Annotated in this window: 26 protein-coding genes; 9 read left to right on the plus strand and 17 right to left on the minus strand. The window is 70.2% G+C overall.

Annotated elements, in window-relative coordinates:
* Nucleotides 1-13 precede the first annotated feature (13 nt).
* From Pph01_RS14885 to Pph01_RS14890, 3 genes are all read left to right on the plus strand, one after another.
* A complete protein-coding gene (locus Pph01_RS14885) occupies nt 14-970 on the plus strand; it encodes an EamA family transporter (protein WP_239116700.1) in 957 nt (318 codons plus the stop codon).
* 90 nt (nt 971-1,060) lie between these two features.
* Nucleotides 1,061-1,237 (plus strand): hypothetical protein, encoded by a 177-nt coding sequence (locus Pph01_RS43575; protein WP_308441895.1) that lies wholly within the window; start codon nt 1,061-1,063, stop codon nt 1,235-1,237.
* 8 nt (nt 1,238-1,245) lie between these two features.
* Complete coding sequence (locus Pph01_RS14890; RefSeq protein WP_308441897.1) at nt 1,246-1,656, plus strand: Uma2 family endonuclease; 411 nt, start codon at nt 1,246-1,248, stop codon at nt 1,654-1,656.
* Between the two features lie 3 nt (nt 1,657-1,659).
* On the opposite strand, the gene hemL is transcribed toward Pph01_RS14890, so the two are convergent.
* From hemL to Pph01_RS14925, 7 genes are all read right to left on the minus strand, one after another.
* On the minus strand, nt 1,660-2,946 hold the full coding sequence (hemL, locus tag Pph01_RS14895) for a glutamate-1-semialdehyde 2,1-aminomutase (RefSeq protein WP_204073667.1): 1,287 nt from the start codon (nt 2,944-2,946) through the stop codon (nt 1,660-1,662).
* Between the two features lie 43 nt (nt 2,947-2,989).
* A complete protein-coding gene (locus tag Pph01_RS14900; protein ID WP_204073668.1) occupies nt 2,990-3,634 on the minus strand; it encodes a bifunctional DNA primase/polymerase in 645 nt (214 codons plus the stop codon).
* 83 nt (nt 3,635-3,717) lie between these two features.
* Entirely contained in the window at nt 3,718-4,701 is a 984-nt protein-coding gene (gene hemB / locus Pph01_RS14905) for a porphobilinogen synthase (RefSeq protein WP_204073669.1), read from the minus strand.
* 136 nt (nt 4,702-4,837) lie between these two features.
* Complete coding sequence (locus tag Pph01_RS14910) at nt 4,838-6,427, minus strand: bifunctional uroporphyrinogen-III C-methyltransferase/uroporphyrinogen-III synthase (RefSeq protein ID WP_204073670.1); 1,590 nt, start codon at nt 6,425-6,427, stop codon at nt 4,838-4,840.
* Nucleotides 6,424-7,335 (minus strand): hydroxymethylbilane synthase, encoded by a 912-nt coding sequence (gene hemC, locus Pph01_RS14915; RefSeq protein ID WP_275412832.1) that lies wholly within the window; start codon nt 7,333-7,335, stop codon nt 6,424-6,426. Before hemC ends, Pph01_RS14910 begins: the two co-directional genes overlap by 4 nt.
* Nucleotides 7,332-8,690, minus strand: coding sequence for a glutamyl-tRNA reductase (locus Pph01_RS14920; protein ID WP_204073671.1), 1,359 nt, complete (start codon nt 8,688-8,690; stop codon nt 7,332-7,334). The genes hemC and Pph01_RS14920 overlap by 4 nt, the downstream gene beginning before the upstream one ends.
* The gene (locus tag Pph01_RS14925) at nt 8,687-9,415 is read right to left on the minus strand and encodes a redox-sensing transcriptional repressor Rex (protein WP_204073672.1); all 729 of its coding nucleotides are present in this window, start codon (nt 9,413-9,415) and stop codon (nt 8,687-8,689) included. The genes Pph01_RS14920 and Pph01_RS14925 overlap by 4 nt, the downstream gene beginning before the upstream one ends.
* Before the next feature lie 180 nt (nt 9,416-9,595).
* On the opposite strand from Pph01_RS14925, the gene Pph01_RS14930 reads away from it, so the two are divergent.
* Nucleotides 9,596-9,844 (plus strand): glutaredoxin family protein, encoded by a 249-nt coding sequence (locus Pph01_RS14930; RefSeq protein ID WP_204073673.1) that lies wholly within the window; start codon nt 9,596-9,598, stop codon nt 9,842-9,844.
* Nucleotides 9,845-9,923: 79 nt separating this feature from the next.
* Here the strand turns inward: Pph01_RS14930 and Pph01_RS14935 are convergent, their stop codons facing one another.
* The gene (locus Pph01_RS14935; protein ID WP_204073674.1) at nt 9,924-11,405 is read right to left on the minus strand and encodes a putative quinol monooxygenase; all 1,482 of its coding nucleotides are present in this window, start codon (nt 11,403-11,405) and stop codon (nt 9,924-9,926) included.
* A 186-nt stretch (nt 11,406-11,591) separates the two neighbouring features.
* On the opposite strand from Pph01_RS14935, the gene Pph01_RS14940 reads away from it, so the two are divergent.
* From Pph01_RS14940 to Pph01_RS14950, 3 genes are all read left to right on the plus strand, one after another.
* Nucleotides 11,592-12,287, plus strand: a complete 696-nt coding sequence (locus Pph01_RS14940) for a sigma-70 family RNA polymerase sigma factor (RefSeq protein WP_239116701.1) — start codon at nt 11,592-11,594, stop codon at nt 12,285-12,287.
* A gap of 84 nt (nt 12,288-12,371) precedes the next feature.
* Nucleotides 12,372-13,055, plus strand: coding sequence for a DUF5667 domain-containing protein (locus Pph01_RS14945; RefSeq protein ID WP_204073675.1), 684 nt, complete (start codon nt 12,372-12,374; stop codon nt 13,053-13,055).
* Between the two features lie 65 nt (nt 13,056-13,120).
* Nucleotides 13,121-13,987 (plus strand): HAD family hydrolase, encoded by an 867-nt coding sequence (locus Pph01_RS14950; RefSeq protein ID WP_204073676.1) that lies wholly within the window; start codon nt 13,121-13,123, stop codon nt 13,985-13,987.
* 22 nt (nt 13,988-14,009) lie between these two features.
* Here Pph01_RS14950 and Pph01_RS14955 read toward each other — a convergent pair whose 3' ends face one another.
* The 9 genes from Pph01_RS14955 to Pph01_RS14995 all read right to left on the minus strand — a co-directional run bounded on the left by Pph01_RS14955 (nt 14,010) and on the right by Pph01_RS14995 (nt 22,219).
* Nucleotides 14,010-14,948: a lysophospholipid acyltransferase family protein gene (locus Pph01_RS14955; RefSeq protein WP_308441896.1), complete on the minus strand. Its 939-nt coding sequence runs from the start codon at nt 14,946-14,948 to the stop codon at nt 14,010-14,012.
* Nucleotides 14,945-15,955, minus strand: coding sequence for an NAD-dependent epimerase/dehydratase family protein (locus Pph01_RS14960; RefSeq protein ID WP_308441898.1), 1,011 nt, complete (start codon nt 15,953-15,955; stop codon nt 14,945-14,947). Before Pph01_RS14960 ends, Pph01_RS14955 begins: the two co-directional genes overlap by 4 nt.
* 82 nt (nt 15,956-16,037) lie before the next feature.
* Entirely contained in the window at nt 16,038-16,136 is a 99-nt protein-coding gene (locus Pph01_RS14965) for a 30S ribosomal protein bS22 (RefSeq protein ID WP_018654693.1), read from the minus strand.
* 160 nt (nt 16,137-16,296) lie between these two features.
* Nucleotides 16,297-16,500 (minus strand): helix-turn-helix domain-containing protein, encoded by a 204-nt coding sequence (locus tag Pph01_RS14970; RefSeq protein ID WP_030456159.1) that lies wholly within the window; start codon nt 16,498-16,500, stop codon nt 16,297-16,299.
* A 311-nt stretch (nt 16,501-16,811) separates the two neighbouring features.
* The gene (locus Pph01_RS14975; protein WP_204073678.1) at nt 16,812-17,612 is read right to left on the minus strand and encodes a phosphatase; all 801 of its coding nucleotides are present in this window, start codon (nt 17,610-17,612) and stop codon (nt 16,812-16,814) included.
* A 60-nt stretch (nt 17,613-17,672) separates the two neighbouring features.
* Nucleotides 17,673-18,836, minus strand: a complete 1,164-nt coding sequence (locus tag Pph01_RS14980; RefSeq protein ID WP_204073679.1) for an acetoin utilization protein AcuC — start codon at nt 18,834-18,836, stop codon at nt 17,673-17,675.
* A gap of 67 nt (nt 18,837-18,903) precedes the next feature.
* Nucleotides 18,904-20,088: an ABC transporter permease gene (locus Pph01_RS14985; RefSeq protein WP_204073680.1), complete on the minus strand. Its 1,185-nt coding sequence runs from the start codon at nt 20,086-20,088 to the stop codon at nt 18,904-18,906.
* Complete coding sequence (locus tag Pph01_RS14990; protein ID WP_204073681.1) at nt 20,085-20,834, minus strand: ABC transporter ATP-binding protein; 750 nt, start codon at nt 20,832-20,834, stop codon at nt 20,085-20,087. The genes Pph01_RS14985 and Pph01_RS14990 overlap by 4 nt, the downstream gene beginning before the upstream one ends.
* The gene (locus Pph01_RS14995) at nt 20,831-22,219 is read right to left on the minus strand and encodes an efflux RND transporter periplasmic adaptor subunit (RefSeq protein WP_204073682.1); all 1,389 of its coding nucleotides are present in this window, start codon (nt 22,217-22,219) and stop codon (nt 20,831-20,833) included. Before Pph01_RS14995 ends, Pph01_RS14990 begins: the two co-directional genes overlap by 4 nt.
* A 251-nt stretch (nt 22,220-22,470) precedes the next feature.
* Here Pph01_RS14995 and Pph01_RS15000 point away from each other — a divergent pair, with 251 nt between their 5' ends.
* Nucleotides 22,471-23,694 (plus strand): MFS transporter, encoded by a 1,224-nt coding sequence (locus tag Pph01_RS15000; RefSeq protein WP_204073683.1) that lies wholly within the window; start codon nt 22,471-22,473, stop codon nt 23,692-23,694.
* Nucleotides 23,695-23,739: 45 nt separating this feature from the next.
* Complete coding sequence (gene proC, locus Pph01_RS15005; RefSeq protein WP_204073684.1) at nt 23,740-24,534, plus strand: pyrroline-5-carboxylate reductase; 795 nt, start codon at nt 23,740-23,742, stop codon at nt 24,532-24,534.
* Nucleotides 24,535-24,553 lie beyond the last annotated feature (19 nt).

The following is a 24,553-nucleotide window of genomic DNA, read 5'->3' on the forward strand; positions in this document are numbered from 1 at the left end:
GCGTCCTCGTCACGTGGCTCTGGCGGTCGGCCTCGCGGCCGTCTGGGGCTTCAACTTCGTCGTCATGGACGCGGGACTCAGGCACTACCCGCCGCTCATGTACGCGGCACTCCGTTTCCTTCTGGCCGCCTTCCCCGCGGTGCTGTTCGCGGGAGCCCCGCGGACGCCCTGGCGCTGGGTGCTCGCGACAGGGGCCACCCTCGGGGTCGCCCAGTACGGCCTGCTCCTCCTGGGCATGCGGGCCGGCATGCCCCCGGGGCTGGCCTCCCTCGTGATCCAGGTTCAGGCGATCTTCACCGCGGCCTTCGCGGTGCCGCTTCTCGGTGAGCGGCTCGGGACCCGCCGCGTGTACGGCACGACGCTCGCCTTCGGCGGCCTCGCCCTGCTCACGATGGAACTGACCGGTGCCGTCCCCCTCGGCGCGTTCCTGCTCAGTGTGGGCGCCGCGGCGGCGTGGGGCCTCGGCAACGTCTTCATGCGGAAGGCAGCGCCTCCGGACTCGCTCCGGTTCATGATCTGGGTGAGCGCGGTCTCCTCGGTGCCCCTGCTCGTGCTGGCCGCACTGGTCGAGGGGCCCGCCTCGCTGGGCGTCTTCAGCGTCGAGGGCGTGGCCGCCGTGCTGTACACCGCTCTCATCTCGACCCTGGGCGGTTTCGGCGTGTGGGGCATGCTCCTCGCCCGGTACGACGCCTCGGTGGTCGCGCCGTACGCGCTGCTCGTCCCGATCTTCGGCCTGTCGTCGGCCGCGTTGTTCACCGGCGAGCCGATCTCCCACGTCACCGTCGCGGCGGGCGTGCTGATCGTGGCCGGGCTGCTCTACGCCGGCAGGCGACCGGCGTCGGCCGTCGCGCCCGGCACCGGGTACCTGCGCACACTCGTCGTCCGCGCCAGGGCCCGCCGCGCCGTCTCCCAGCCCGACGCGGTGCTGCTGCCACCCTCAGCCGAGCCGAGCGACCGTCCCACTCCGTGATCCACCCGCCTCTGTGCCGCTCAGCCAGGAAATGCCAGAGGCGAGTGGAATGGCGACTTCGGTAACGCCTACGACGCTACGGTCGGTGGAATGAGCAGTGCACTCGAGTGCTGGCCCACGCCGCCTCCTCGGGGCTGGACGGCCGACGACCTCGATCACCTGCCGTCTGAAGGCCCGAACGGTGAACCCGACTTCTTCAAGCACGTCGAGTTGATCGATGGAGCCCTTCTCTTCGCATCCCCCGGCGGCGCTTCCACCAGCGCCTGATCCGCGGGCTGACGGAGCGACTCGACGCCCAGGCCCCCAAGCGGTTCGCCGCCGTCGACCAGATGGACGTGAAGGTGGGGCCTCGGATGCGCCCGTGCCCTGACGTCCTCGTGGTGACAGCGGAGGCGGCGGCCGACGATGAACGGACGTTCTACGTCCCCTCGGAAGTCCGCCTGGTCGTCGAGGTCGTCTCTCCGGATTCCGTCGACCGAGACCGGAAGACCAAGCCCCAGCGGTACGGCGAGGCGGGCATCCCCCACTTCTGGCGGGTCGAGGAGGACGACGGACGGCCGGTCGTGTACGTCTACGAGATCGATCCCGCCACCGGCTCCTACGGCCTGACCGGCATCCATCACGAACGGCTGGCCGTGTCCGTGCCCTTCCCCATCGACATCGATCTCGACGCGCTGCTGAAGTGAAGGTCAGGCCTGCGCGGCCGCCTTGGCGGCGACCGGGAGGGCCTCGGCTACCCGCGTGAGCGCCTCGTCGTCGTGGGCCGCCGACAGGAACCACGCCTCGTACGCCGACGGCGGCAGGTAGACGCCCTGGTCGAGCATGCTGTGGAAGAAGGCCCGGTAGGCGTCCGTGTTCTGCCGACGGGCCGACTCGAAGTCGGTGACCGGCCCGTCGGCGAAGAAGATCGAGAACAGGTTGCCCGCCCGCTGGAGCCGGTGCGGGACCCCCGCGGCGGCCAGCGCGTCGGACGCGGCCCGGCCGATCACCAGGGCGGAGGCGTCCACCCGGTCGTACACGTCCTCGTCACAGGCCCGCAGGGTGGCCAGACCGGCGGCGCAGGCGAGCGGGTTGCCCGACAACGTCCCGGCCTGGTAGACGGGCCCCTCGGGCGCGAGAGCGGCCATCACATCGGCCCGGCCGCCGAACGCCGCCGCGGGCAGGCCTCCGCCCATCACCTTCCCGAAGGTCATCAGGTCCGCCTCGACGGGGTCGATGCCGTACCAGCCCTCCGCGGAGACCCGGAACCCCGTCAGGACCTCGTCCATGATGAGCAGGGCGCCGTTCGCGCTGCACAACTCGCGCAGGCGCCGGTTGAAGCCCTCCGCCGGCGGCACCACGCCCATGTTCGCCGGGCAGGCCTCGGTGATCACGCAGGCGATCTCGAACGCCCGGAACGCCTCCTCCACGGCCCCCACCGAGTTGTACGGCAGGACGATCGTGTCGGCGGCCGAGGCTCCCGTCACTCCCGGGGTGTCGGGCAGGCCGAACGTGACCACTCCGGAGCCTGCCGAGGCGAGCAGGGCGTCGACGTGCCCGTGGTAGCACCCGGCGAACTTGATGATCTTCGATCGCCCGGTGAAGCCGCGCGCGAGCCGTACGGCCGACATCGTGGCCTCAGTACCCGAACTGACCAGGCGGACCTTCTGCACCGGCTCGATCCTGGAGACGATCTCCTCAGCCAGCAGGACCTCGCCCTCGGTGGCGGTCCCATAGGAGAACCCCCGCGACAACGCCTCCTCCACGGCCCCCACGACGGCGGGGTGCCGATGACCGAGGATCATCGGGCCCCAGGAGCACACCAGATCCACGTAGCGGTTGCCGTCCACGTCGGTGATGTAAGGCCCCTGACCTGCGGCCATGAACCGGGGAGTGCCGCCCACGGCGCCGAAGGCGCGCACCGGCGAATTCACGCCGCCAGGGACGACCTCACGCGCGCGGGCGAACAGGGCCTCGGAGGATTGCGTTCGAGTCACGCCCCCCAGATTAGGGGCCGGGGAGGCCAGGGGCCGTACCGGATCACTCGAAGGCGTCGGCCAGCCAGCCGAGGACGCGGAGCGGATCGGGCAGCGGCCGCCCGTCGGCGGGCCTGATCCAGGTCACCGCCCCTCCGTTGGGCAACGTCGACGACGGCGCCAGAACGTAGCTGTCACGGCAGTGCCAGCGCAGGCCCGGCGTGCTGTCGATGGTCTCCGGATCCGCGTCGAGGTGGCAGGACCACCACTCGTCCTCGTCGTCGGGGGCGCCACGGGTCGCGACGAAAAAAAGAACCCGGTCGCCGTTGGCGGCGACCGGGCCGGTCTCGAAACCTGCCGCGTCCATTGCGGCGAGGGCGGGCAGGCCCGCCGTGGACGGCACGTCGAATACGTCGAACACCCTGCCGGTGGGAAGGATCGCGTTGGCCTGCGGGTCCATCTCCCACCATCGGGTCAGCAGCGCCGTGTCCGTCGTGGCCTGCATCTGCCAGGCGGGCGACAGCGGGTGCATCCCCGGCTCGGGACATCCCACGCGGTCACAGGAACAGGCCCTGCCGCCCTCTTCGAGCGGATGGGCGCCCACGCACACCGCCCAACCGAGCTGGGCGTACTCGAGCACCGATGTGATCTTCCGCGGCGCTCGGTGCGCACGCCGTTTCGTGCGACGAGCCAGCGGTACCCCCACCATGGTGCTCCTCCCCACAAGGAACGTGCTCCCGATAATGCCCTGTCGCCCCACACCGGCGCAGGGCGACCCCCCGTGAAGGACGGTCAGGATAGTGTCCGGGCGACTTCCGTGGCCCAGTAGGTCAAGATCAGGTCGGCTCCGGCCCGCCGGATGGCGATGAGCGACTCCATGATGATCCGCTCCCGGTCGATCCAGCCGTTGGCCGCCGCCGCCTCGACCATCGCGTACTCGCCGCTCACCTGATAGGCCGCGACCGGCACCTCCACCATCGCGCGCACCTGGCTCAGGACGTCCAGGTAGGCCAGCGCCGGCTTGACCATCACGGCGTCGGCGCCCTCGGCGAGGTCGAGCCGCACCTCGCGCAGCGCCTCCCCGATCGGCCCGGCCGGATCCTGCTGGTAGGCGTTGCGGTCGCCGAACTGCGGCGCGCACTCGGCGGCGTCGCGGAAGGGCCCGTAGAAGCCGGAGGCGTACTTGGCGGAGTAGGCCAGGATCGGGATCTCGGCGAAGCCCTCGGCGTCCAGCGCCGCGCGGATGGCTCCGACCTGGCCGTCCATCATGCCGCTGGGCGCGATCACCTGCGATCCCGCGGCCGCCTGTGCGACCGCGGCCGAGGCGTACCGCTCCAGGGTGGCGTCGTTGTCGACCTCGCCTGTCTCGGTCAGCAGGCCACAGTGGCCGTGATCGGTGTACTCGTCCAGGCACGTGTCGGTCATCAGGACCAGTTGGTCGCCCAAGTCCGCCGCGAGATCGCGCAGGGCGACCTGGACGATGCCCTCGGGGTCGTCGGCAGCCGAGCCCCTGGCGTCCTTGTGGACCGGCACGCCGAACAGGATGACGCCACCCACTCCCGCCTCGGCCGCCTCGTGGACGGCCTTGCGGAGCGAGTCGCGCGTGTGCTGGAAGACGCCGGGCATCGACGCCACAGGCTGCGGCTCGTCGATCCCCTCCTTGACGAACAGCGGGAGGATCAGCTCGGCCGGATGCAGCCGCGTCCCCGCGACCATCCGGCGGAGCGGTGCCGTACGGCGCAGGCGGCGTGGCCGTGCCACCGGGAACTGAGCCATGTCAGTCGCCGGCGGGAGATTGCGGGAACGCGCGTTCACTGTGGACTCTCCGCTCGGGGTTCGGAAGGCCTCACCATGACGTCGAGGCCCGTCATGCGGTCCAACGCATCCGGTCCCGGCGCGTCATCCCGCTCACTCACTTCACGCGGCGCCGGGCGCCCCTGCGGGTCTGGGAGGGCCGGCGAGGCACCTCGCCCGCGGAGATCGCGGCGTGCCGCTGCTTGGCACCATAGTCCGCGAGCGCGGCGGCGAGGGCGGAAGCCGAGGGCTTGTCCGCCATCACGTCGACACGCAGGCCGAACTCCTCGGCCGTCTTGGCGGTCTGCGGGCCGATCACCGCGATGACCGTGACGTTGTGCGGCTTGCCCGCGATGCCGACCAGGTTCCGCACCGTCGAGGACGAGGTGAACAGCACCGCGTCGAATCCGCCGCCCTTGATCGCCTCACGGATGGGCGCGGGCGGGGGCGCGGCGCGGACCGTCCGGTACGCCGTGACGTCGTCGCACTCCCAGCCGAGCTCGGTGAGCCCGGCGACCAGCGTCTCGGTCGCGATGTCGGCCCTGGGCAGCAGGACGCGGTTGATCGGGTCCAGCATCGAGTCGTACGGAGGCCACTCCGCGAGAAGTCCCTCCGACGACTGCTCGCCGGTGGGCATGAGGTCGGGCTTCACGCCGAACTCCACGAGGGACTGCGCGGTGGCATCTCCCACGGCGGCGACCTTGAGCCCGGCGAAGGCCCGGGCGTCCAGGCCGTACTCCTCGAACTTCTCCCGGACGGCCTTGACCGCGTTCGCGCTGGTGAAGGCCACCCACTCGTAGCGTCCCGTGACCAGGCCCTTGATCGCCCGGTCCATCTGCTGCGGGGTGCGCGGCGGCTCCACCGAGATGGTCGGGACCTCCTCCGGCACCGCGCCGTACGACCGCAGTTGCTCCGAGAGGCCCTCGGCCTGCTCCTTGGTGCGCGGTACGAGCACCCGCCAGCCGAACAACGCCTTGGTCTCGAACCACGACAGCTTCTCGCGCGCGGCGACGGCGTCGCCCACGACGATCACCGCGGGCTCGGTCATGCCCGCATGCTTGAGATCAGGGCCGAGACGGCCGAGCGTGGACACGACGGTGTACTGCTCGGTCGTGGTTCCGTCGCTGGTGACCGCGACCGGGGTCGAGTCCGGCTTTCCCGCCGCGACCAGGGCCTTGCCGATCGGCACGGCCTCCGCGACGCCGTTGTAGATCACCAGGGTGCCCGTACAGGCGGCGTGCGGCGCCCAGTCGTCGACCTGTGCCGCATCCACGACCCGGAACTCGGGCACGCCCGGCGCCGGCGGAATGCCCGCGTAGGTCAGCACCGCCGTGGCGGGCGGCACACCGGGAACGATCTCGAACTCGACGTCCGCCTTGGCGCACGCCGCGACCTCGTCGGCGACCGAGGAGAAGAACGACGGGTCTCCCTGACACAGCCGGACCACGGTCCGCCCCGCCTTCGCGTGCTGGATCGTCCTCAGTGAGACCGAGTTCTCCGCGGCGTCCGGGGAGATGTCCATGACCTCCACGTCCGCACGGCAGTGACGCAGCAGCGAGCCGTAGGCCGCCTGATCGAGGACGACGACGTCGGCCCTGCTCAGCAGGTCGGCGCCACGCAAGGTGAGCAGGTTCTCGTCACCCGGTCCGGCGCCGACGAAGGCGACGAACCCGGAACGGGCCTGCGGACTGCGGTTCGCGGAGCTCAATGGGACTGATCCCCCATCAACGTGTCGGCCCCCTCGGCGATCATGGCGGCCGCGAGATCACGGCCCAGGTCCATGGCCGCCGGAGGAGGTCCTGAGGCGGACTTGCGCACTGACCGGACGCCGTCGGTCGCGACGACGACTGCGGTCAGATTGAGAATGTGCCCGTCACCGGACGCGAAAGCACCTACCGGTGCCGCGCAACCGGCCTCGAGGGCCGCGAGGACCGAGCGCTCGGCCGTCACGGCGGCCCGCGTACGCGGGTCGTCGAGGACGCCCAGCAGCTCGATCAGGTCTGTACGGGAGGCCAGGCACTCGACGGCGAGGGCCCCCTGCCCGGGTGCCGGAAGCATGGCGTCCACGTCGAAGATCTCGGAGATCTCGCTGTCCCGCCCGATCCTCTCCAGGCCGGCGGCGGCCAGCACGACACCGTCGAACTCACCAGCGGCGATCTTGCCGATGCGCGTGTCCGCGTTGCCTCTGATGGGGAGGTAATCGAGATCGGGCCGCATGGCACGCAGTTGCGCGACCCTGCGGGGCGAACCGGTGCCGATCTTCGATCCCGGGGGGAGATCGGCGAGCTTGGCGTTGCTGACCAGCGCGTCGCGCGGGTCGTCGCGGGGCAGGATGGCCGCGATCACGATCCGCTCGTCGGGCGCGGTGGGGAGATCCTTCAGCGAGTGGACCGCGAAGTCGATGTCGCCGTCGACCAGCTTGCCGCGCAACTCGCTGACGAAGACGCCGGTGCCGCCGAGCTGGGCCAGGTGGGCCTTGGTGACGTCGCCGAAGGTGGTGATGCCGACGAGCTCCACATCCCGGCCCGTCAGACCGGTCAGCCGGTCGGCGACGGACTGCGACTGCGTGGTCGCCATCAGGCTCTTGCGCGTCCCGAGACGCAGGGCGGCGCTCACTGCCCGGCTCCTCTGCCATCGGTGACCGGGCGGTCGGCCTCGAGCGTGCTGAGCTCCATGCCGGCGACGGCGTCGGGCGTCTTCGGATCGAGGTCGAACAGCTCGCGGAGCGCCTCGGCGTAGTGATCGCCGCCAGGGGAGGTGGCCAGCTGCTTCACCCGCACCGTTGGTTCGTGGAGCAGCTTGTCGACGACCCTTCTCACGGTCTGGGTGACCTCGTCGCGCATCCGCGCGTCCAGGGTCGGCAGCCGCGACATCAGCCGGCCGATCTCGGCCTCGACCACCTGCGCGGCCTTGCTCCGCAGCGCCACCACCGTCGGGGTCACCTTGGCGGCCCGCTCGGAGTCGAGGTAGGCGGTGACCTCCTCGGCGACGATCCGCTTGACCGCGGCGATCGCCTCGCCGTGCCCGCCGTCGCCGGCGCCCTCGCCCAGGCCGGCCTGCTGCATGGACTCCAGGTCGACGAGCGTCACGCCGGGGATGGCACGCACACCCGGGTCGACGTCGTGCGGGAGGGCGAGGTCGAGGAGGAAGAGCCCGCCCGACTCGCGCGCGCCCATCGCGGTCGCGACCATCTCCGCCGTGACCGCGCGGGAGCCCGCGCCGACGCAGGAGATCACCAGATCCGCCTGGGCGAGCTCCGCGGGAAGATCCGCCAGGTGGACGGCCCTGCCACCGACCGTCTCCGCCAGCCGTTCGGCACGGGCGTGGGTGCGGTTGGCGATGACGATGTCCGTGACGCCGGCGCGGGAAAGGGTGGCGGCCGACAGGGCGCTCATCGAGCCGGCGCCGACGACGAGGGCCCGCCTGCCGGCGATGGGGCCGATCACGCGCTCGGCCAGCGTCAGGCCCACGCCCACCAGCGAGGCTCCGGCGCGGTCGATGTCGGTGTCGGTGTGCGCGCGCTTGCCGACGCGCAGCGCGTGCTGCGCGAGTTCGTTGAGCGTGGAGCCCGCCGTGCCCTGCGTCTGCGCGAGCCTCAGGGCCGAGCGGAACTGGCCCAGGATCTGGCCCTCGCCGACCACCATCGAGTCGAGCCCGCAGGTCACATTGAACAGGTGCTGGACCGCGCGGTCCTCGTAGTGCACGTAGAGGTGCCTGCCGAGCTGTTCCTGGGGCATGCCGGAGTGCGCGCTCAGCAGATCGCTGATCGCGGTCACGCCACCGTGGAATCGATCGACGTCGGCGTAGACCTCGACCCGGTTGCACGTGGAGATCACCAGGGCCTCGGACACGTGCTCGCTCTGGCTGACGCCGTGCAGGAGCTTGTCGAGCGCGTCGCCGCTGACCGTGACGCGCTCAAGAAGCGCCACGGGAGCGGACCGATGGCTCAGCCCGACGACGAGGAGGCTCATGAGCTCGCTCCGATCGATCGCTCATTCACTTGTTCAACCCCGTCCGGCCACTCCTCGGCCATGATGGGCCCTCCATTGGCCTTGCGCTGCTCGTGGAACGCAAGAATCTGCAGCTCGATAGATAAATCGACTTTACGGACATCTACGCCCTCAGGCACATTCAGCACTACAGGCGCGAAGTTCAAAATACTCGTGACTCCCGCCCTCGTGACCCGATCGCAGACATGTTGCGCCGCGGTCGCCGGCGTGGCGATCACCACGATCGACACCGCACGACTGGCGATCACGGACTCCAGCTCGTCGGTGTGCTCCACGACGAGACCGGCGATCCGGTCACCGACCACCGCGGGATCGGCGTCCAGGAGGCCCGCGATGCGAAATCCCCTGGAAGCGAACCCGCCGTAGTTGGCGAGCGCCCGACCGAGGTTACCGACTCCCACGATGGCGACCGCCCAATCCTGGGTGAGACCAAGCTCACGTGAGATCTGGTAGATCAGGTACTGGACGTCGTAGCCGACGCCCCGCGTGCCGTACGAGCCGAGGTGGGACAGGTCCTTGCGGAGTTTCGCGGAGTTCACACCCGCGGCCGTCGCCAGGTCCTCCGAACTGACCGTCGGCGTTCCGCGCTCGGCCAGCCCGTTGAGGGCACGCAGATAGAGCGGCAGTCTCGCGACGGTCGCGTCGGGAATGCCACGATCGCGTGCTTGCGGAATACGGCGTGTCACGTGCCGATGCTCCAGGGGGACGGACGGCCGGTGCGTCCCCGGCCGCACGAGCGGATGCGACGGATGAACATCACATTAGTGCCTTTGTGAAGCTACGCACAAAGTGAGCGTCCGTTAACTGTCCCAGGACGACGGCCCGGTAGCGAATCCGACCCGCGCGCACCCGCATATCCTGAGGCCATGTCCCCTGGAGATCACCGGATCACTCTGCTCGGCAAACCCGGCTGCCATCTGTGCGACGACGCCCGCGTGATCGTCGAACGAGTGGCGCAGGATCTCGGTGTGGCATGGGAGGAGAGGGACATCACCGTGTCCCCTGATGACATGGCCGAATACGGGGAGATGATCCCTGTCGTCCTCGTCGACGGCGTCCAGCACGACTACTGGCGGGTGAACGAATCCCGCCTCCGAGCGGCGCTGGCCGTGTGATTTTCGCCTCGCGGGCGGGACGGCGCGGGCCACGTCCTCCGGGGCCCGGGGAACCGCCGCGCGGGCGGAACGAGTGTGATCAGACCCGGTAGGCGTTCCCGGGGAGAGGCACTACCTTGGCGGCGTTCACCGTGAGCTCGATCACGTTGGTCGCCAGCACCAGAGACTGCCGTTCGGTGGCGAAACGCTCCATGTGCGGCTGGCGCTGGTGCTCGGAGAAGCCCACCTCGTCGCGGTAGAGCTCGTAGACGATGCGCTGGAGCGGCGCCGACTTGACGGCGTGACAGATGAAGACCAGCGTGTCGGGCTCGTTGCGCAGGACGGCCTCGACCGTCTCCTCGGCCAGCTTGTCGAACGCCTCGCCCGATCCGTCCATCAGGGTGAAGACGGTGAGGATGCCGTAGATGCCGGCCGCGGGCTTGACCGTGGGGTCCGGACGCGAGGCGGAGACGCCCTGACCCGCTCCTGCTCCCGCACCGAAGGCCGAGCCGAACGCCGCGGCGGCGGCCGGAGGGAACGCCGGGTTGTCCACCACGGGGAACATGACGCCCGTGGCGGGCATGTCATGGGGTGGTCCCGCGGGCGGCGCGACGGGAGCGCCGAAGTCGGCCTGACGAGGCTGGCCGTACGCGTCCGGCATGATCAGCTGCCCGGTCTCCGGGCCCGCGAACTCGTCGGGGCGAACGCGGGCGCCGAAGTCGTCCGCCGGCATGCGGAACTCGTCGGGCCGGGCGCGGGCGCCGAAGTCGTCCATCGGCTGCATGCGGTTGGCGAAGTCGAGCTCGGCCTCCTCCTTCGCCTGGATCTCGGCGACGAGATCACCCAGACCCGAGCGGCGGGGCGCCGGCGGGATCGGCGAGGCGACCTGCGGTTCGTGCCGGTCGGCGGAGCGCCGGGAGCGACCCGCCCACTCGTCGGGCTCGTCGTCCTCCTCCTCGTCGTCCTCGTACGGCGCGAGCGGCCGGGACACGGCGTACCAGATGCCTCCGGCAGAGCCCGCCATGAGGACCACGACGAGGATCGCGGGAAGGCCGAGCTCCAGCGCGGCGCACAGCAGCATGCCCGCAGGGGCGAGCACCACCGTGGCCTGCATGTTGTCGACGTCGTAGTCGTCCCCGTCACGCCAGCTCAGCAGGGCGACGGCCAGCGAGATCACCAACATGAAGATCACAAGGCCGTGGACACCGTGCAGCAGGTACGCGGGCCAGATGTCCCAGTGCTCCGCGGCGTCGGGGAACTCCTTGGAGAAGGCGCCCGTCACCGGGTCGAGCAGCATGATGACCGCACCGATGACCGTCAGGGCCGAGCCGAGCAGCCACCCGCCGAAGCGGGAGGAACCCTTGTCCGCCAGAAGCTGAAGGACGCCGACCGCCAGCCAGAGCGGGGCGAGCAAGGACCCCGTGATCTGGGATATCCGGAAGATTCCGGCCCCGAAGCCCGCGAGATGGCCGAGCCCGATGGTCGCCAGTGACAGGGTCAGCGCACCTGTGGCAACGCTCCAGGCGATCAACCAACCCGTCGGTTGCTCACGGAGGCGCCCGATCAGGACAGCGGTGGTCATCCCGGCGGTCAGGGCGCCGGCGAGGGCTAAGAAAGCGACAAGGACTCCCATGGTGGAACCCATGCTGCCGGACATTGCCGCCTGACGGGTAGCCGGACCCCCAAATGCCCCGGACCACCGCGATCAGGAAACAACCTCCGTCACGTATCGTGACTGCGACGCTCAGACGGATTGTGTTATCCGCCGATGATTTCTAGAGTGTTCGAGCACGCCGACTCCCCTTCCCCCAAGGGACACCGGATGCCGAACACGTGGCCGTTGGCCGGGCTGGCCCCTCCAGCCGCCCTCGGAGCATCGTCTCCAACTCGCTTCATCGACCCCGCCGCAGGCGAGGACGAGGAGATGCGGGAGCTGGTCCTGCGCGCCAAAACCGGAGACACCGAGGCCTTCGGCGTCCTCTACGACCGTTACCTGGAGTTGGTGTACCGCTACATCTACTTCCGGGTCGGCACTCACGCGCAGACGGAAGACCTCACCAGTGAGACCTTCCTTCGCGCCCTGCGGGGCATCTCGGACTTCACCTGGCAGGGCCGCGACTTCGGCGCCTGGCTGGTCACCATCGCCCGCAACCTTGTGGCCGACCACTTCAAGTCGGGCCGCAACCGGCTCGAGGTCACCACCGCCGAGGTCTTCGACCGGCCGCTGGACGGACCGCACATCCCCGAGAACGCCGTCGTCACGAACATGGTGAACGAGCGCGTGATGCAGGCGATCAAGCAGCTCGGGCCCGAGCAGCAGGCCTGCGTGATCTTTCGCTTCCTCCATGGGATGTCCCTCGCCGAGACGGCCGTGGCGATGGGCAAGAAGAGCGGTGCGATCAAGGCCTTGCAGTTCCGGGCGATCAAGGCGCTGGCCCGGTCACTACCGAAGGATCTCGGTTAGCGCCCCTGCCGTAACCCCCGCCCCGTCCTGTCGTTGGGCATGTGGCAGGGGTGGATCAGACGGGGGATGGCGGGAGCATTACTCATGAGCTGCTGGCGAGCCTCGCGCCGGCTGCGCGGACGGAAGGCACGCGGCGGCGAGGTCCCCGCGCGCCTGGCGGAGCTCAGCGTCTTCCTCAGCGGCCCGAGTCCCGAGTTCCGCGCCAGTCTCCGTGAGGAGCTCCTGCGGACCCACGTCGAGGAACGGGTGCCCGCGTCGGAGCCGCCGGCCGAACGTCCGCGGGTGCGCCGCCGGTCGCTGTTCACCCGGGTCCGCCCGGGCCTCGTGTTCGGAGTGCTGCTGATCGCCATGTACGGCACGGGCATCCGGACCTACCACTCCGTCCCCGGCGAGCCGCTCTACCCGCTCAAGCGGGCCGCGGAGTCGACGCTGCTGTCCATGGCGTCCGACGAGGAGCGGGCGCACCGCGAGATGGGCGCCGCCCGCCTCCGAGCGGCCGAGACCGCGTCCCTGGCGGGCTACTCGACACCGGACCCCGGGCGGGACGAGCTCATCAAGCGGACCCTCGAGGACATGGAGTCCAAGACCAGGGCGGCTCTGGGCCTGGTCAAGCGGCACGGGGAGGCCACGAGTACCGAGGCGCAGCGCTTCGCGAGGGAGCAGCGCGACGCCGTCGAGTCGCTGATTCCCAAGCTCGATGGAGCGAATCGCAAAAAGGCACGTAAGTACCTGAAATACATCGATATGTTCGCGTTTTCCGAGCGTTGACACGTCCCGGGCCGTGCGCGCTTGCTCCCATTAGGGGCAACCCGGGACGGTTAAGCTGATGTGCCATGAGGCGGCTATTGCGACGACGGGACGCGGCGGAGCTCGCGGGTGAAGTGGCGGCGGCCGCGGCGGTCTCGGCTCCCGAGGTGATCCCCGATCCCACCGCGGCGGCCTTCTTCGACGTCGACAACACGATGATGCGCGGCGCCTCCATCTACCACTTCGCACGAGGGCTCGCCGCACGCGGCCTGTTCACCACGGGCGACCTCATGAAGTTCGCCGCCGGCCAGGCCTGGTTCCGCGTCAGAGGCAACGAGAACCCCGAGCACATCGCGCGCGCCAAGGAGATGGCCCTGGCCTTCGTCGCGGGCCTCAAGGTCGACGACGTCGTACGGCTCGGCGAGGAGATCTACGACGAGGTCATGGCCGACCGCGTATGGGCGGGCACCCGCGCCCTGGCGCAGGCCCATCTGGACGCGGGCCAGCGGGTGTGGCTGGTCACCGCGACGCCCGTCGAGCTGGCCAGGGTGATCGCGCAGCGGCTGGGGCTCACCGGAGCGCTCGGAACGGTCGCGGAGACCGCGGAGGGCGCCTACACCGGCAGGCTCGTCGGAGACCTGCTCCACGGACCGGCCAAGGCCGAGGCCGTCCGGGCGCTGGCCCGGCGCGAGGGGCTCGACCTGTCACGCTGCTCGGCCTACAGCGACTCGGCCAACGACCTGCCGATGTTGTCGCTGGTCGGCCACCCCTACGCGATCAACCCGGACAGCGAGCTGCGGGAGTACGCCAGGGACCAGAACTGGCAGATCCGCGACTTCCGTACCGGGCGGAAGGCCACGATGATCGGCCTGCCGATCGCGGCGACGGCGGGAGCCATCGCCGGCGGCGTCGCCGCGGGCATCGCGCTCCGCCGGCACTACCGCTCGAGCTAGCCCGCGCCCCTGGCGGGTCCCGTCAGAAGAACGGCGGGAACGCGGGGCCACGTCGCAGCCGCAGCGCGTCGAGCTGCTGCTGGATCGCCTCGCGAACCTGGTCGGTCAGGTTGAACACCAGCATGGGGTCGTCGGCGTCCTCGGGGTCGAACTTGTCGGTGCGGATCGGCTCGCCGAACTCGATCAGCCACTTGGACGGCAGCGGGATCAGCCCGAGCGGGCCCAGCCAGGGGAAGAACGGCGTGATCGGCAGGTACGGCAGGCCGAGCAACCTGGCCAGGGTGGAGAAGTCACCGATCTTGGGATAGATCTCCTCGGCGCCGACGATGGCGCACGGCACGATCGGCGTGCCGGCGCGGACGGCCGAGGTCACGAACCCCCCGCGGCCGAACCGCTGGAGCTTGTAGCGCTCCGAGAAGGGCTTGCCCACGCCCTTGAAGCCCTCGGGGAAGACCCCGACGAGCTCTCCCTTGCGCAACAGCCTGTCGGCGTCCTCGCGGGAGGCCAGGGTGTGTCCCGTCTTACGCGACAGGTGACCGAGGACCGGCAGCTGGTAGACCAGATCGGCGCCGAGCAGGCGGACCGCCCGGTGCGCCTCGTCATGCAGCGCCACCTGCATCATCAGCGCGTCCACGGGAAGCGTGCCCGAGTGGTTGGCCACGACCAGCGCGCCGGACTCGGCGGGGACGTTCTCCACGCCGAGCGTCTCCACCCGGAACCAGTGCCGGTAGATCGGCCGGATCAGCTCGAGCAGGACCTTGTCGTTCAGCTCGGGATCGAAGCCGAACTCGTCGACCTCGTAGTCTCCGACGACCCTGCGCCTGAGGAGGGCGAGCAGCTCGGCGATCCGTTCGTCCACCGAGTTCGAAGGGCCGGGCGGGGGCGTCCCCCGGACCGAGGAAATCGGGATGATCCGTGCGCCCTCCCCGGAGGGCGTCTCGGAAGCAGGGATCTCGTTCACCGCCTCGTCGCCAGGCCGGACAGCCAGTCGACCAGGGCGGCCGGCCTGTCCGCGCCCATGCCGCGCGACTGCAAGAAGTCATCGAAGGCGGCAGCCGTGCTGAACTTGGGCCTCCAGGCGAGCGCAGCGGCCAGCCGGGTGGTGTCGACGACCCGGCCGTGGCTCATCAGCGCGAGTTGCTCGGGAGAGAAGTCGACCAGGCCGGCGGTCCGCGCCAGCATCCCGAGCATCCCGAATGCGGGGGACGGGACGGGCAGAGCGGTCCGGCCGGCCTTCCGTACGCACTGGGAGAGCAGCAGGACCCCGTCGCCGGACACGTTGAAGACGCCGGGACGGTCCTCGAGCGTCATCCGGCGCATCACCTCGACCGCGTCGTCCTCGTGCACGAACTGCAGCCGGGGGTCGAAGCCGAAGACGGTCGGCGACACCGGCTGCGCGAAGTACCGGGTGAGGGGCGAGTCGACGCGCGGCCCCATGAGGTTGGCGAACCTCAGGGTCGAGGTCACCACGTCCGGCCGCCGCCTGGCGAAGCCGCGGACGTAGCCCTCGACCTCGATGGCGTCCTTGGCGTAACCGCTGTGCGGCACGTCGACGGGCTCGGTGTCCTCGGTGAACACGGCCGGGGCATGGGGCGAGGAGCCGTACACCGCCGTGGTCGAACGGACCACCACCTTGCGCACCGTCGCCGATCGCTGGCATGCCGCCAGCAACTGCATGGTGCCGATGACGTTGTGCTCCATCATGGCCGAGCGGCTCTTGGCGGGCTCGCTGACCAGGCTCATGTGCACGACGGTGTCGACGTCCTCGGCCGAGACGACCTGGGCGATTTCGGGGGTCCGCAGGTCGATCCGGACGAACTCGGTACGGCCGAGCAGCGCTCCGCCGTCACGCGTGAGGGCGGGCGGCGGCACCGTGTCCACGCCGATTACCCGTCCGATCCCCGGATCCGCTGCGAGAGCTCCGGCCACTCGGGCGCCGATATGGCGAGCGACCCCGGTGACGAGCACGGTGTGGGTCAACGTCGCCTCGCAGGATGGGGGACATTCCAACGGTGGCCCGGTCCCTCGGGACCGGTGCGCGCTCCGTCTACTACTTCTTGTTACGTCGCTGAATGCGAGTCTTCTTGAGCAGCTTGCGGTGCTTCTTCTTGGCCATGCGCTTACGGCGCTTCTTGATCACAGAGCCCACGGGACCCCCAGGTGAAGGTGGTGTCAGAACCGGCGCGCGAACGCACACCGGCTCAACAGCCTACCGGCGATCCATGGTAGATCGCCCCTTCAGGGGGTCCCGCGTGGCCTGCATCGCACCATGGGCTCCACGGAGCCATGGTCTCGGCCGCGGGGCCGGCTCATCCAGCCTCGATGAACGCGTCCCTCAAGTAGTCGTGGACGGCCTGCTCAGGCACTCGGAAAGATCGGCCGACTCTGATGGCCGGCAACTCGCCCGAGTGCACGAGCCGGTACACCGTCATCTTGGACACCCGCATGACGGTGGCAACTTCTGCGACCGTCAGAAACTTCACCTCGCTGAGAGGTCTTTCGCCTGCACCCATCGGACGCCTCTTCCGCACGTGTTTCCGGGTTATCCCCACTGGTGCCATCGCTCACGCACGTGTACTGCTGTCAGCGTAAGTCCGGACTCCACGTCGGCAAACCCCCCATTCCATCCGCGACTAGAGCCTTATGCCGTCAAAACCGAGGAAATCGCTGGCAGCAGCCGGGTCGTGCCCTTCGCCTCACACTTGGAACGGACCAACTTCCCTCACATTAGAGTCGCCCAGGATCACAAAAAAGTTGGCAAACGGTCGACACTCTGGTGGAAAAGCGGGCGCGAAATGCCCGAATGGGATGGTCCGGATTGGGGTTACAACCCCTGAGTGACCCGTTCCAGAAGGTAGGACGTGAGCGGACCGTAATGGCGTGGCAACACGTTGTCGTCGAGCGGCACCGCCACCGCGATCTTGTCCTCGGCCTCCCCCACGAAGAGGGCGGGGTCGTTGCAATCAGCGAATCCGACCGTCTCGACCCCGGCCTCGCCCGCCGCTCCCGCCCATCCGTGATCGGCGATCACGAAGTCGGGGCGCTCCTGCGCCAGCATCTCGCGCATGGGATGCGGATCGTGCGTGTGGACCAGGTTCCCCCGGTCGTCGAGCATGGCCACGCCGTCGAGATAACGGATCCACCTGCGCCGGCCGAGCCCGCCGTACGTGTAGCTCCACCCCTCGGCGGGAGTCAGCAGCGTCGCCCCGTGGTCGACGACGAACCGGGCCAGGGCCAGATGGACGGTCAGCAGACCGGTGGGGTGCCCGGTGGCGACGATGACGCGGGCTCCGCCGCGGCGGAGCACCCCGGCGATGCGGTCGCCCATCGCCTCCAGGGCGTCGATCGTCCGTTCCGGGTCGATGGTGTCCTGGCCCTCGCGATGGCGGGGATCGGCGACCACGCCCGTCTTCTTGGCCATGAGCTCGAGGATGTCGGCGAACGTCCATTCGGCGGCCGGCGTCAGCCCGAACATGTAGTGCGGGTCGCGCAGTGCCAGCGAGCGGTAGTGGTCGAGGTTGTTCTCGCGGGTGGTCGCGACCTCGCCCGCGATGCGCGTCCGGACCAGATGATCGGTGAGCTCGGCGCGGGTGGGAGGAAGAGGGGAGGCGGGCTGACGGGTCACAATCGCTACAGCTCTCCTGGTGTCGTCATGATTCCGGCGGTGACGGTCCAGTCGGCGGGGCTACGGAATCGGATCGAGTCCGTGGAGGGGGAACACCGCGTTCCTGCACGCGAGGATCGCCCTGTCGATGGCGTCAGCTGGATCGTATCCCCGTGCGATGTCCTGGTATGCGGGGTGGCGGCCGTCCGTCATGGTCAGCGGCGCCGTCTCCCCGGTCCGCTCCTTCACAAGATCCCGCCAGCCCTGCGGCGTGTGGGTCGCGGGGTCGAGGGGTGAGCCCGCCGCCTCGGCGATGAGGTGCGTCCAGGCCCGGGGCACCACCTGCACCAGTTCGTAGCCGCCGCCACCGGTGGCGATCCAGCGCCCCCCGGCGATCTCGTGCGCCAACCGGTGCAACTCCGCGTAGGCCGCACGCTGCCCGTCGAGGCTCAGCATGAGGTGGGCGAGCGGGTCGAGCGCGTGACTGTCGCAGCCGTGCTGGGTCACCAGGATCTCCGGGGCGAACTCGCGCAGGAGCGGAGGGACGACGGCGTGGAAGGCCCGCAGCCAGCCGCCGTCGCCGCACCCGGCGGGCAGGGCGACGTTGACGGCGGTGCCGTCGGCGCCCGTCTCCTGGGGGAAGCCCGTTCCCGGGAAGAGCGTGGTGGGGCTCTCGTGCAGGCTGATCGTCAGCACGCGTGGATCGTCGTAGAAGGCCGCCTGGACGCCGTCGCCGTGATGGACGTCCACGTCCACGTAGGCGACCTTGGTCGCCCCCTGGGAGAGCAGCCACGCGATGGCGATCGCCGGGTCGTTGTAGACACAGAAGCCGCTCGCGCTGAAGGGCATCGCGTGGTGGAGCCCTCCGGTGATGTTGAGCGCGTGCTCGGCCTCGCCGGTCCAGACGGCTCTCGCCGCCTCCAGGGTGGCTCCGGCGACCAGGGCGGAGGCCTCGTGAACCCCCGCGAACGCCGGGTTGTCCGGGGTCCCGAGACCCCAGCGGAGATCCGGGCGGCCGGTGCCCGAGACCCCCTTGACTCCGTCGATGTAGTCGCGGTTGTGAACGAGCGCGAGCTCGTCATCGGTCGCGGGGGCACAGCCGGTGATCTCGACGGCGTCGAGCACTCCGAGGCTGCGGGCGAGTGCCATGGTCAGTTCGACCCGTACGGGCGCGAGGGGGTGACCCGGACCGAAGTCATAGGAAATCAGAGCGTCGTCCCAGACGACCCGCACCGCCTGACTCATGCCCGCGACGCTACCGCACGACGGGCCGCCGGGGCTCATGCGGATCACCCGCCGGGGCTCATACGCATCACTCGGAGCGGAGGGCGACCACGGGGTCCAGCCGGCCCGCCCGCCTCGCGGGGGCGACGCCGAAGAACACCCCGACGCCGACGGAGACGCCGAAGGCCAGGGCGATCGACCACCATGTGATCGCGGCGGGAACCGGTGAGAGCGCCTGGATCAGCAGCGCGCCGCCGACGCCGAGCAGGATGCCGATCAGTCCGCCGATCGTCGTGAGCAGCACGGCCTCGATCAGGAACTGCCACAGGACGTCGCGCTGGCGGGCGCCGAGGGCCTTGCGCAGGCCGATCTCCTTGGTCCGCTCCCGCACGCTGACGAGCATGATGTTGGACACCCCCACCCCTCCGACCAGCAGCGAGATCCCGGCGATGGCGGCCAGGACGCCCGTCAGCATGCTGAGGACGGTGCCGATGGTGCCCAGGAGCTGCGTCTGGGTCACGGCGGAGAACTTCTCGTCCGGATAGCGGGCGTCCAGGGCCGCGACCACCCTGCTCTGGAGCGACTCGATCTCGTCCGGGCCGGACGCGCCGACCGCGATGCCGTTGATCCGCGGCAGCCCGATGAGCCGCTGCGCGGTGGTGACCGGGACGTGCACCTCCTGATCCCGGGCGACGCCGAACGTCGAGCCGACGGTCTCGTAGATCCCGATCACCCGGAACCTGACGCCCGCGATCGTCACCTGCCGGCCGATGGGGTCGACGTCGCCGAAGAGCTTCGCCGCGACCTCCGAGCCCAGCACGGTCACCCGGCGGCGGGTGTCGACGTCGGTGGCGCTCATGTAGCGGCCACGGCGCAGCGGCCGGTCGAAGATGTTCGGCATGTTCTCGTCGGTCCCGGTGAGCGTGGCGAACACCTCGTTGCGGCCGACCCGCACCGGCTCGCCCGAGTTGACGGCGACCGTGACCTTCGACGGGTCCCCGACGACGCGCCGGACGAAGGCCACGTCGGTCAGGTCGAGACGGCTCTGCGTCGGGGCGGCTCCCAGGCCGACCTGCCCGGGGACGACGAGGATGATGTTGCTGCCGAGCCCGGCGATCTCCTTCTCCACCGCGTTCTTCGCGCCGGTGCCGATGGCGACGAGGATCACGACCGCCAGGACGCCGATGATCACGCCGAGCATGGTCAGCGTGCTGCGCAACCGGTTGACCCGCAGGGCCTCCAGCGCCATCCGCAGCGCCTCCGCCGTCCTCATCCCACTTCCCCCTCGGTCGTGCCGGCCGGTGCCGTACGTGATCGCGAGTCGAGCTCGATGAGGCCGTCGCGGACGTGGACCTGCCTGCGGGCGCGGGCCGCGACGTCCGGTTCGTGCGTGACCAGGACGACGGCCACCCCGCTGTCGGCGTTGAGCCGTTCGAGGAGGTTCATCACCTCTTCGCCGTTGCGCGTGTCGAGATTGCCGGTCGGCTCGTCGGCCAGCACGACCTGGGGATCGCCCACGAGCGCGCGGGCGATGGCGACCCGTTGCTGCTCGCCGCCGGACATCTGGGAGGGCCGGTGGCCCATCCGGTGCCCGAGCCCGACGGCCTTGAGCGCCGCTTCGGCCCGTGCCCGCCGCTCCGATCTCCCGACCCCCCGGTAGACGAGGGGCAGCGCCACGTTGTCGAGCGCGGGAGTCCGGGCGAGCAGGTGGAAGGACTGGAAGACGAAGCCGATGGTCTGGTTGCGCAACTCGGCCAGGCGGGTGTCGTCGAGGGTCGAGACGTCGACCCCGCCCACCCGCAGGACACCCGACGTCGGCCGGTCGAGACAGCCGAGCAGGTGCATGAGCGTGGACTTGCCCGAGCCCGACGGCCCGAGGATGGCGACGAACTCGCCCTGCTCGATGCGCAGGTCCACCCCGCGCAGGGCGTCGACGGACACGCCTTCCAGGTCGTACGACCTGGTCAGCCCGATCGCCTCGAACGCCGCCGGCGGCGTGCCGGGAGATTGTGTCGTCATGGCAGCGTCTGCGCCTGGCGGACGGTGTCCGCGCCCTTGACGACCACCCGCTCGCCGGGCGACACCCCGCTGACGACCTGCACGGTGGCGTCGCCCTGTGCCCCCAGCTTGACGACGCGGCGCTCGGCCCTGCCGTCGCGCACCGCCCAGACGATCGACTCCCTGCCGCTCGTCACGATCGCCGAGGCCGGTACGGCTATCGCGTCGGGAGCCTGCCGTACGGTGAGCCGCACGACCGCGCTCATCCCGGGCTTCGGCGCCGGGGCGGGGCTCTGGTCGTCGTAGACGCCGTCACCGAGCCGCAGGCGCACGGGATAGCTGACTCCGCCGGTCGTCCCCTCCTTGGGAGTGACCCCGACGCCCGTCACTGTGGCGGTGTAGGTGGCGCCGGTCACCGCGTCGAACTCGGCCTCCGCGGGCGTCCCGTTCTCGACCAGCAGGACGTCGGTCTCGTCCACGTCGGCGGACAGGACGAGTGCCGACACGTCGGTGACCGTCACGATGGTGTCTCCCGCCGCCACCGGGACGCCGGTCGCCACGACTCCGCCGGAGCGCCCGCTCGGGGCCGTGGCGGCCGCGCCCGCCTGGCCGGCCAGTCCGGCGGGAAGCTGCCCGAGCAGGCCGCTCAGATCTCCCGCGCCGCCTCCCGAGGAGGCGCCGCCCAGCGTGACCACCCCGCCGAACGGCGCCTTGATGACCAGGCCGTCGACGGTCCGCTCGGCCGCCTTCACCGCCACCCTGGTCTGCGACCGCGAAGCCGCCTGGAGCGACGACATGGACGCCGTCAGGCCGCTGAGCCCCGCGCCGAGCTGGCCGCTCACCTGCGCGACCACCTGATCGACCGACCGGTTGAGGCCGGTGACCACCTGGTTGAGCGCGCGCCGCTGGGCCTTGTGCTGTGCCTGCGCCGCGTCGATCGCGGCCAGGAGTTGCGCCCTGATCGCCCGGTCCTCGACCTTCGCCGCCGCCTTCCTGGCCCTGGCGAAGTCGCGGGCGACCCGGGTGTCGAGGCTCGCCGGCACCTTCAGCGGCGGAAGCCGGACCGACGTGGCGACGCCTCGCGTCGAGATCGGCCGGGAGGCCTGCTTGTCGGCCTTTCGTGCCTGTTCGAGCTGGTCCGTTGCCTGGGGAGAGCTGATCCTCGCGAGGATCTGCCCCTTCTTGACGGTGTCGCCGTCCTCCACGTAGAGCTTGGAGATCGTGCCGGACGCGGGAGTGGTCAGCGCCGCCGTGGCACGCGCGCCGACCGTCGCGGGGGCCTCGATCACCTCGCTGACCGGCGCACGGGTGACCTGTCCGATCTGAACGGCGGGGGCCTCCTGAGTGGTGCACCCCGCGGCCAGGAGAACGGCGAGAAGCGGAAGGATTCCGCGACGTGGCGTCACTCGATCAATCGTAAAGAGATGGTCAACGACCCTTCTTTTCCGGGTATTCGCACCACCCCGACTCTCCTCGCGTGATCATGCACACATTCGCGGGCTGGCCCACTCATCAGGGAAAACGCCGATCGTGATCATGCAACACAGAGCCGCACGCGCGACCGTCCCGCGAAGCGCCGTCCAGAGAAAGCCCTTTGATTAAGAAACTTTCCAATCTGGCATGATGTCCGGCGGCAGATCGGGCATCAGGGGGCGAAGTGGCACAGGCCGTACAGACCGCAGCGAAAGGGCAGCGGCCGGCCCTGTGGACGCGGGACTTCTCGCTCTACTTCGTGGGCCGGGCCGTCTCCATCCTCGGGGACGCGATGCTGCCCGTCGCCGTCTCCCTGGGCGTGCTGGGCGCCGGATACGGCCCCACCGGTGTCGGATTCGTCCTCGCCGCGTGGATGGCGCCTCTCGCCACCCTCATCCTGTTCGGGGGAGTCTTCGCCGACCGGTTCACCGCCCGGCGCATGATGATCGGGGCCGACCTGGTGCGGGTCGTCACCCAATCCGCCATCGCGATCAGCTTCCTGACCGGAACGCCCTCACTCCTCCTGCTCATCGTGCTTTCGGCGCTGAGCGGCGCGGCCGCCGCGATGTTCCAGCCCGGCGTGAGCAGCATGGTGCCCCAGATCTCCGACGACGTGCAGCGCGCGAACGCCACCCTCCGGGTCGCCGACGCCATCGCCCAGCTTTTCGGACCCGCCCTCTCCGGCGTGCTCGTGGTCTTCGGCGGCGCGGGCGTCGTCTACGGCGTAAACGCCGGGACCTTCGCGGTGAGCGCCGTCTGCATCCTGTCGCTGCGCGTCCGGCCGGCGGCGTCGATCGCGGCGGGCTCGTCGATGATCAGGAACCTGCGTGAGGGCTGGGACGAGTTCCGGTCCCGGACCTGGATGTGGGGGGTCATCCTCGTCTGGGCCGTGTACGGCGTGGTGATCTTCGGCCCGCTCGTGCCCCTCGGATCCGCACTGATCACCGAAGATCTGGGCAGGTCGGCCTACGGCTGGATGATGTCGGCCGTCGGCGCGGGGACCATCCTCGGCGGCCTGGTCGCGATGTACGTCAGACCGTCCCGGCCGCTCGCCACCGGAGCGGTCGTGATGATCGTGTACTTCATGGAGCCGCTGGTCATCGCCACCCGGATGCCCGCCGGCGTGATGGCGGCCGGGTTCGCCCTGGCCGGTGCGGCGTGGGCCTTCTGGTCGGTCATGTGGGCCACCAGCATCCAGACCAAGGTCGCCCCCGACGTCCTCAACCGGGTGACGGCCTACGAGGTGGGGGGCTCGGTCCTCAGCATGCCCATCGGCCAGGCGCTCTCCGGTCCCGTCTCCGAGCGGGTCGGAGCCGATCACGTGCTCCTGTTCGGCTTCGGCGTGGGCCTCGCCGGCATCGCGGTGCTGCTGAGCGTGCCCGCGATCCGCAACCTCCGCAGAGCCTGACCGTCGGTAGGCTGCCAACCGGGTTCTAGCGGTGAGGACGATGCCATGATCGCGATTCTCGGAACCGGCAAGATGGGCGAGGCCCTCCTGTCCGGACTGGTGCGGGCCGGGCTCCGGCCGCACGAGATCACGGCGACCGCCCGGCGCCCGGAGCGTGCCGACGCCCTGCGCGAGCGGTACGGCGTGCGGGTGACCGACAACGCCGAGGCCGCCAAGAGCGCGCAGACCCTCATCCTCGCCGTCAAACCACAGGACATGGCGAGCCTCCTCGCCGAGATCGCCCCCCACGTGTCCGCGGACAGCCTGGTCATCTCGGTGGCTGCGGGCATCACGACCGGTTTCGTCGAGGCGAGACTCGGCGGCGACGTGCCCGTAGTCAGGGTCATGTCCAACACGCCGGTGCTGGTCGACGAGGCCATGAGCGTCATCTCCGCGGGCGAGCACGCGTCGGAGGTCCACCTCAGGCGAGCCGAGGACCTCCTGTCCCCCGTCGGAAAGGTCCTGCGGATCCCCGAGTCGCAGCAGGACGCCGCGACCGCGCTGTCCGGCAGCGGCCCGGCGTACTTCTTCTACCTGGTGGAGGCCATGGTCGACGCCGGCATCCTGCTGGGCATGCCCCGAGCGGCCGCCCTCGACATGGTCACCCAGTCGATCGTCGGCGCCGCGATCATGCTCCGCGACTCCGGTGAGCACCCGGTGATCCTCCGCGAGGCCGTGACCTCTCCCGGCGGCACGACGATCGCCGCCATCGCCGAACTCGAGCGCCACAAGGTCCGCGCCGCGTTCCTCGACGCCATCGAGGCGGCTCGCGACCGCAGCCGCCAGCTCGCCTCGGGCTGACCTTCCGTACGGCTCTCGC

It is taken from the genome of Planotetraspora phitsanulokensis (genome assembly GCF_016863295.1).
Classification (GTDB): domain Bacteria; phylum Actinomycetota; class Actinomycetes; order Streptosporangiales; family Streptosporangiaceae; genus Planotetraspora; species Planotetraspora phitsanulokensis.

Coding starts and splice junctions, on each gene's coding strand:
- Pph01_RS14930 (WP_204073673.1), top strand. CDS start 9,596: ATGTCCCCTGGAGATCACCGGATCACTCTGCTCGGCAAACCCGGCTGC.
- Pph01_RS14935 (WP_204073674.1), bottom strand. CDS start 11,405: ATGACCACCGCTGTCCTGATCGGGCGCCTCCGTGAGCAACCGACGGGT.
- Pph01_RS14980 (WP_204073679.1), bottom strand. CDS start 18,836: ATGAGTCAGGCGGTGCGGGTCGTCTGGGACGACGCTCTGATTTCCTAT.
- Pph01_RS14940 (WP_239116701.1), top strand. CDS start 11,592: ATGATTTCTAGAGTGTTCGAGCACGCCGACTCCCCTTCCCCCAAGGGA.
- Pph01_RS14920 (WP_204073671.1), bottom strand. CDS start 8,690: ATGAGCCTCCTCGTCGTCGGGCTGAGCCATCGGTCCGCTCCCGTGGCG.
- Pph01_RS14990 (WP_204073681.1), bottom strand. CDS start 20,834: ATGACGACACAATCTCCCGGCACGCCGCCGGCGGCGTTCGAGGCGATC.
- hemB (WP_204073669.1), bottom strand. CDS start 4,701: ATGGCTCAGTTCCCGGTGGCACGGCCACGCCGCCTGCGCCGTACGGCA.
- Pph01_RS14950 (WP_204073676.1), top strand. CDS start 13,121: ATGAGGCGGCTATTGCGACGACGGGACGCGGCGGAGCTCGCGGGTGAA.
- Pph01_RS14900 (WP_204073668.1), bottom strand. CDS start 3,634: ATGGTGGGGGTACCGCTGGCTCGTCGCACGAAACGGCGTGCGCACCGA.
- proC (WP_204073684.1), top strand. CDS start 23,740: ATGATCGCGATTCTCGGAACCGGCAAGATGGGCGAGGCCCTCCTGTCC.
- Pph01_RS43575 (WP_308441895.1), top strand. CDS start 1,061: ATGAGCAGTGCACTCGAGTGCTGGCCCACGCCGCCTCCTCGGGGCTGG.
- Pph01_RS14970 (WP_030456159.1), bottom strand. CDS start 16,500: ATGGGTGCAGGCGAAAGACCTCTCAGCGAGGTGAAGTTTCTGACGGTC.
- Pph01_RS14985 (WP_204073680.1), bottom strand. CDS start 20,088: ATGAGGACGGCGGAGGCGCTGCGGATGGCGCTGGAGGCCCTGCGGGTC.
- Pph01_RS14945 (WP_204073675.1), top strand. CDS start 12,372: ATGAGCTGCTGGCGAGCCTCGCGCCGGCTGCGCGGACGGAAGGCACGC.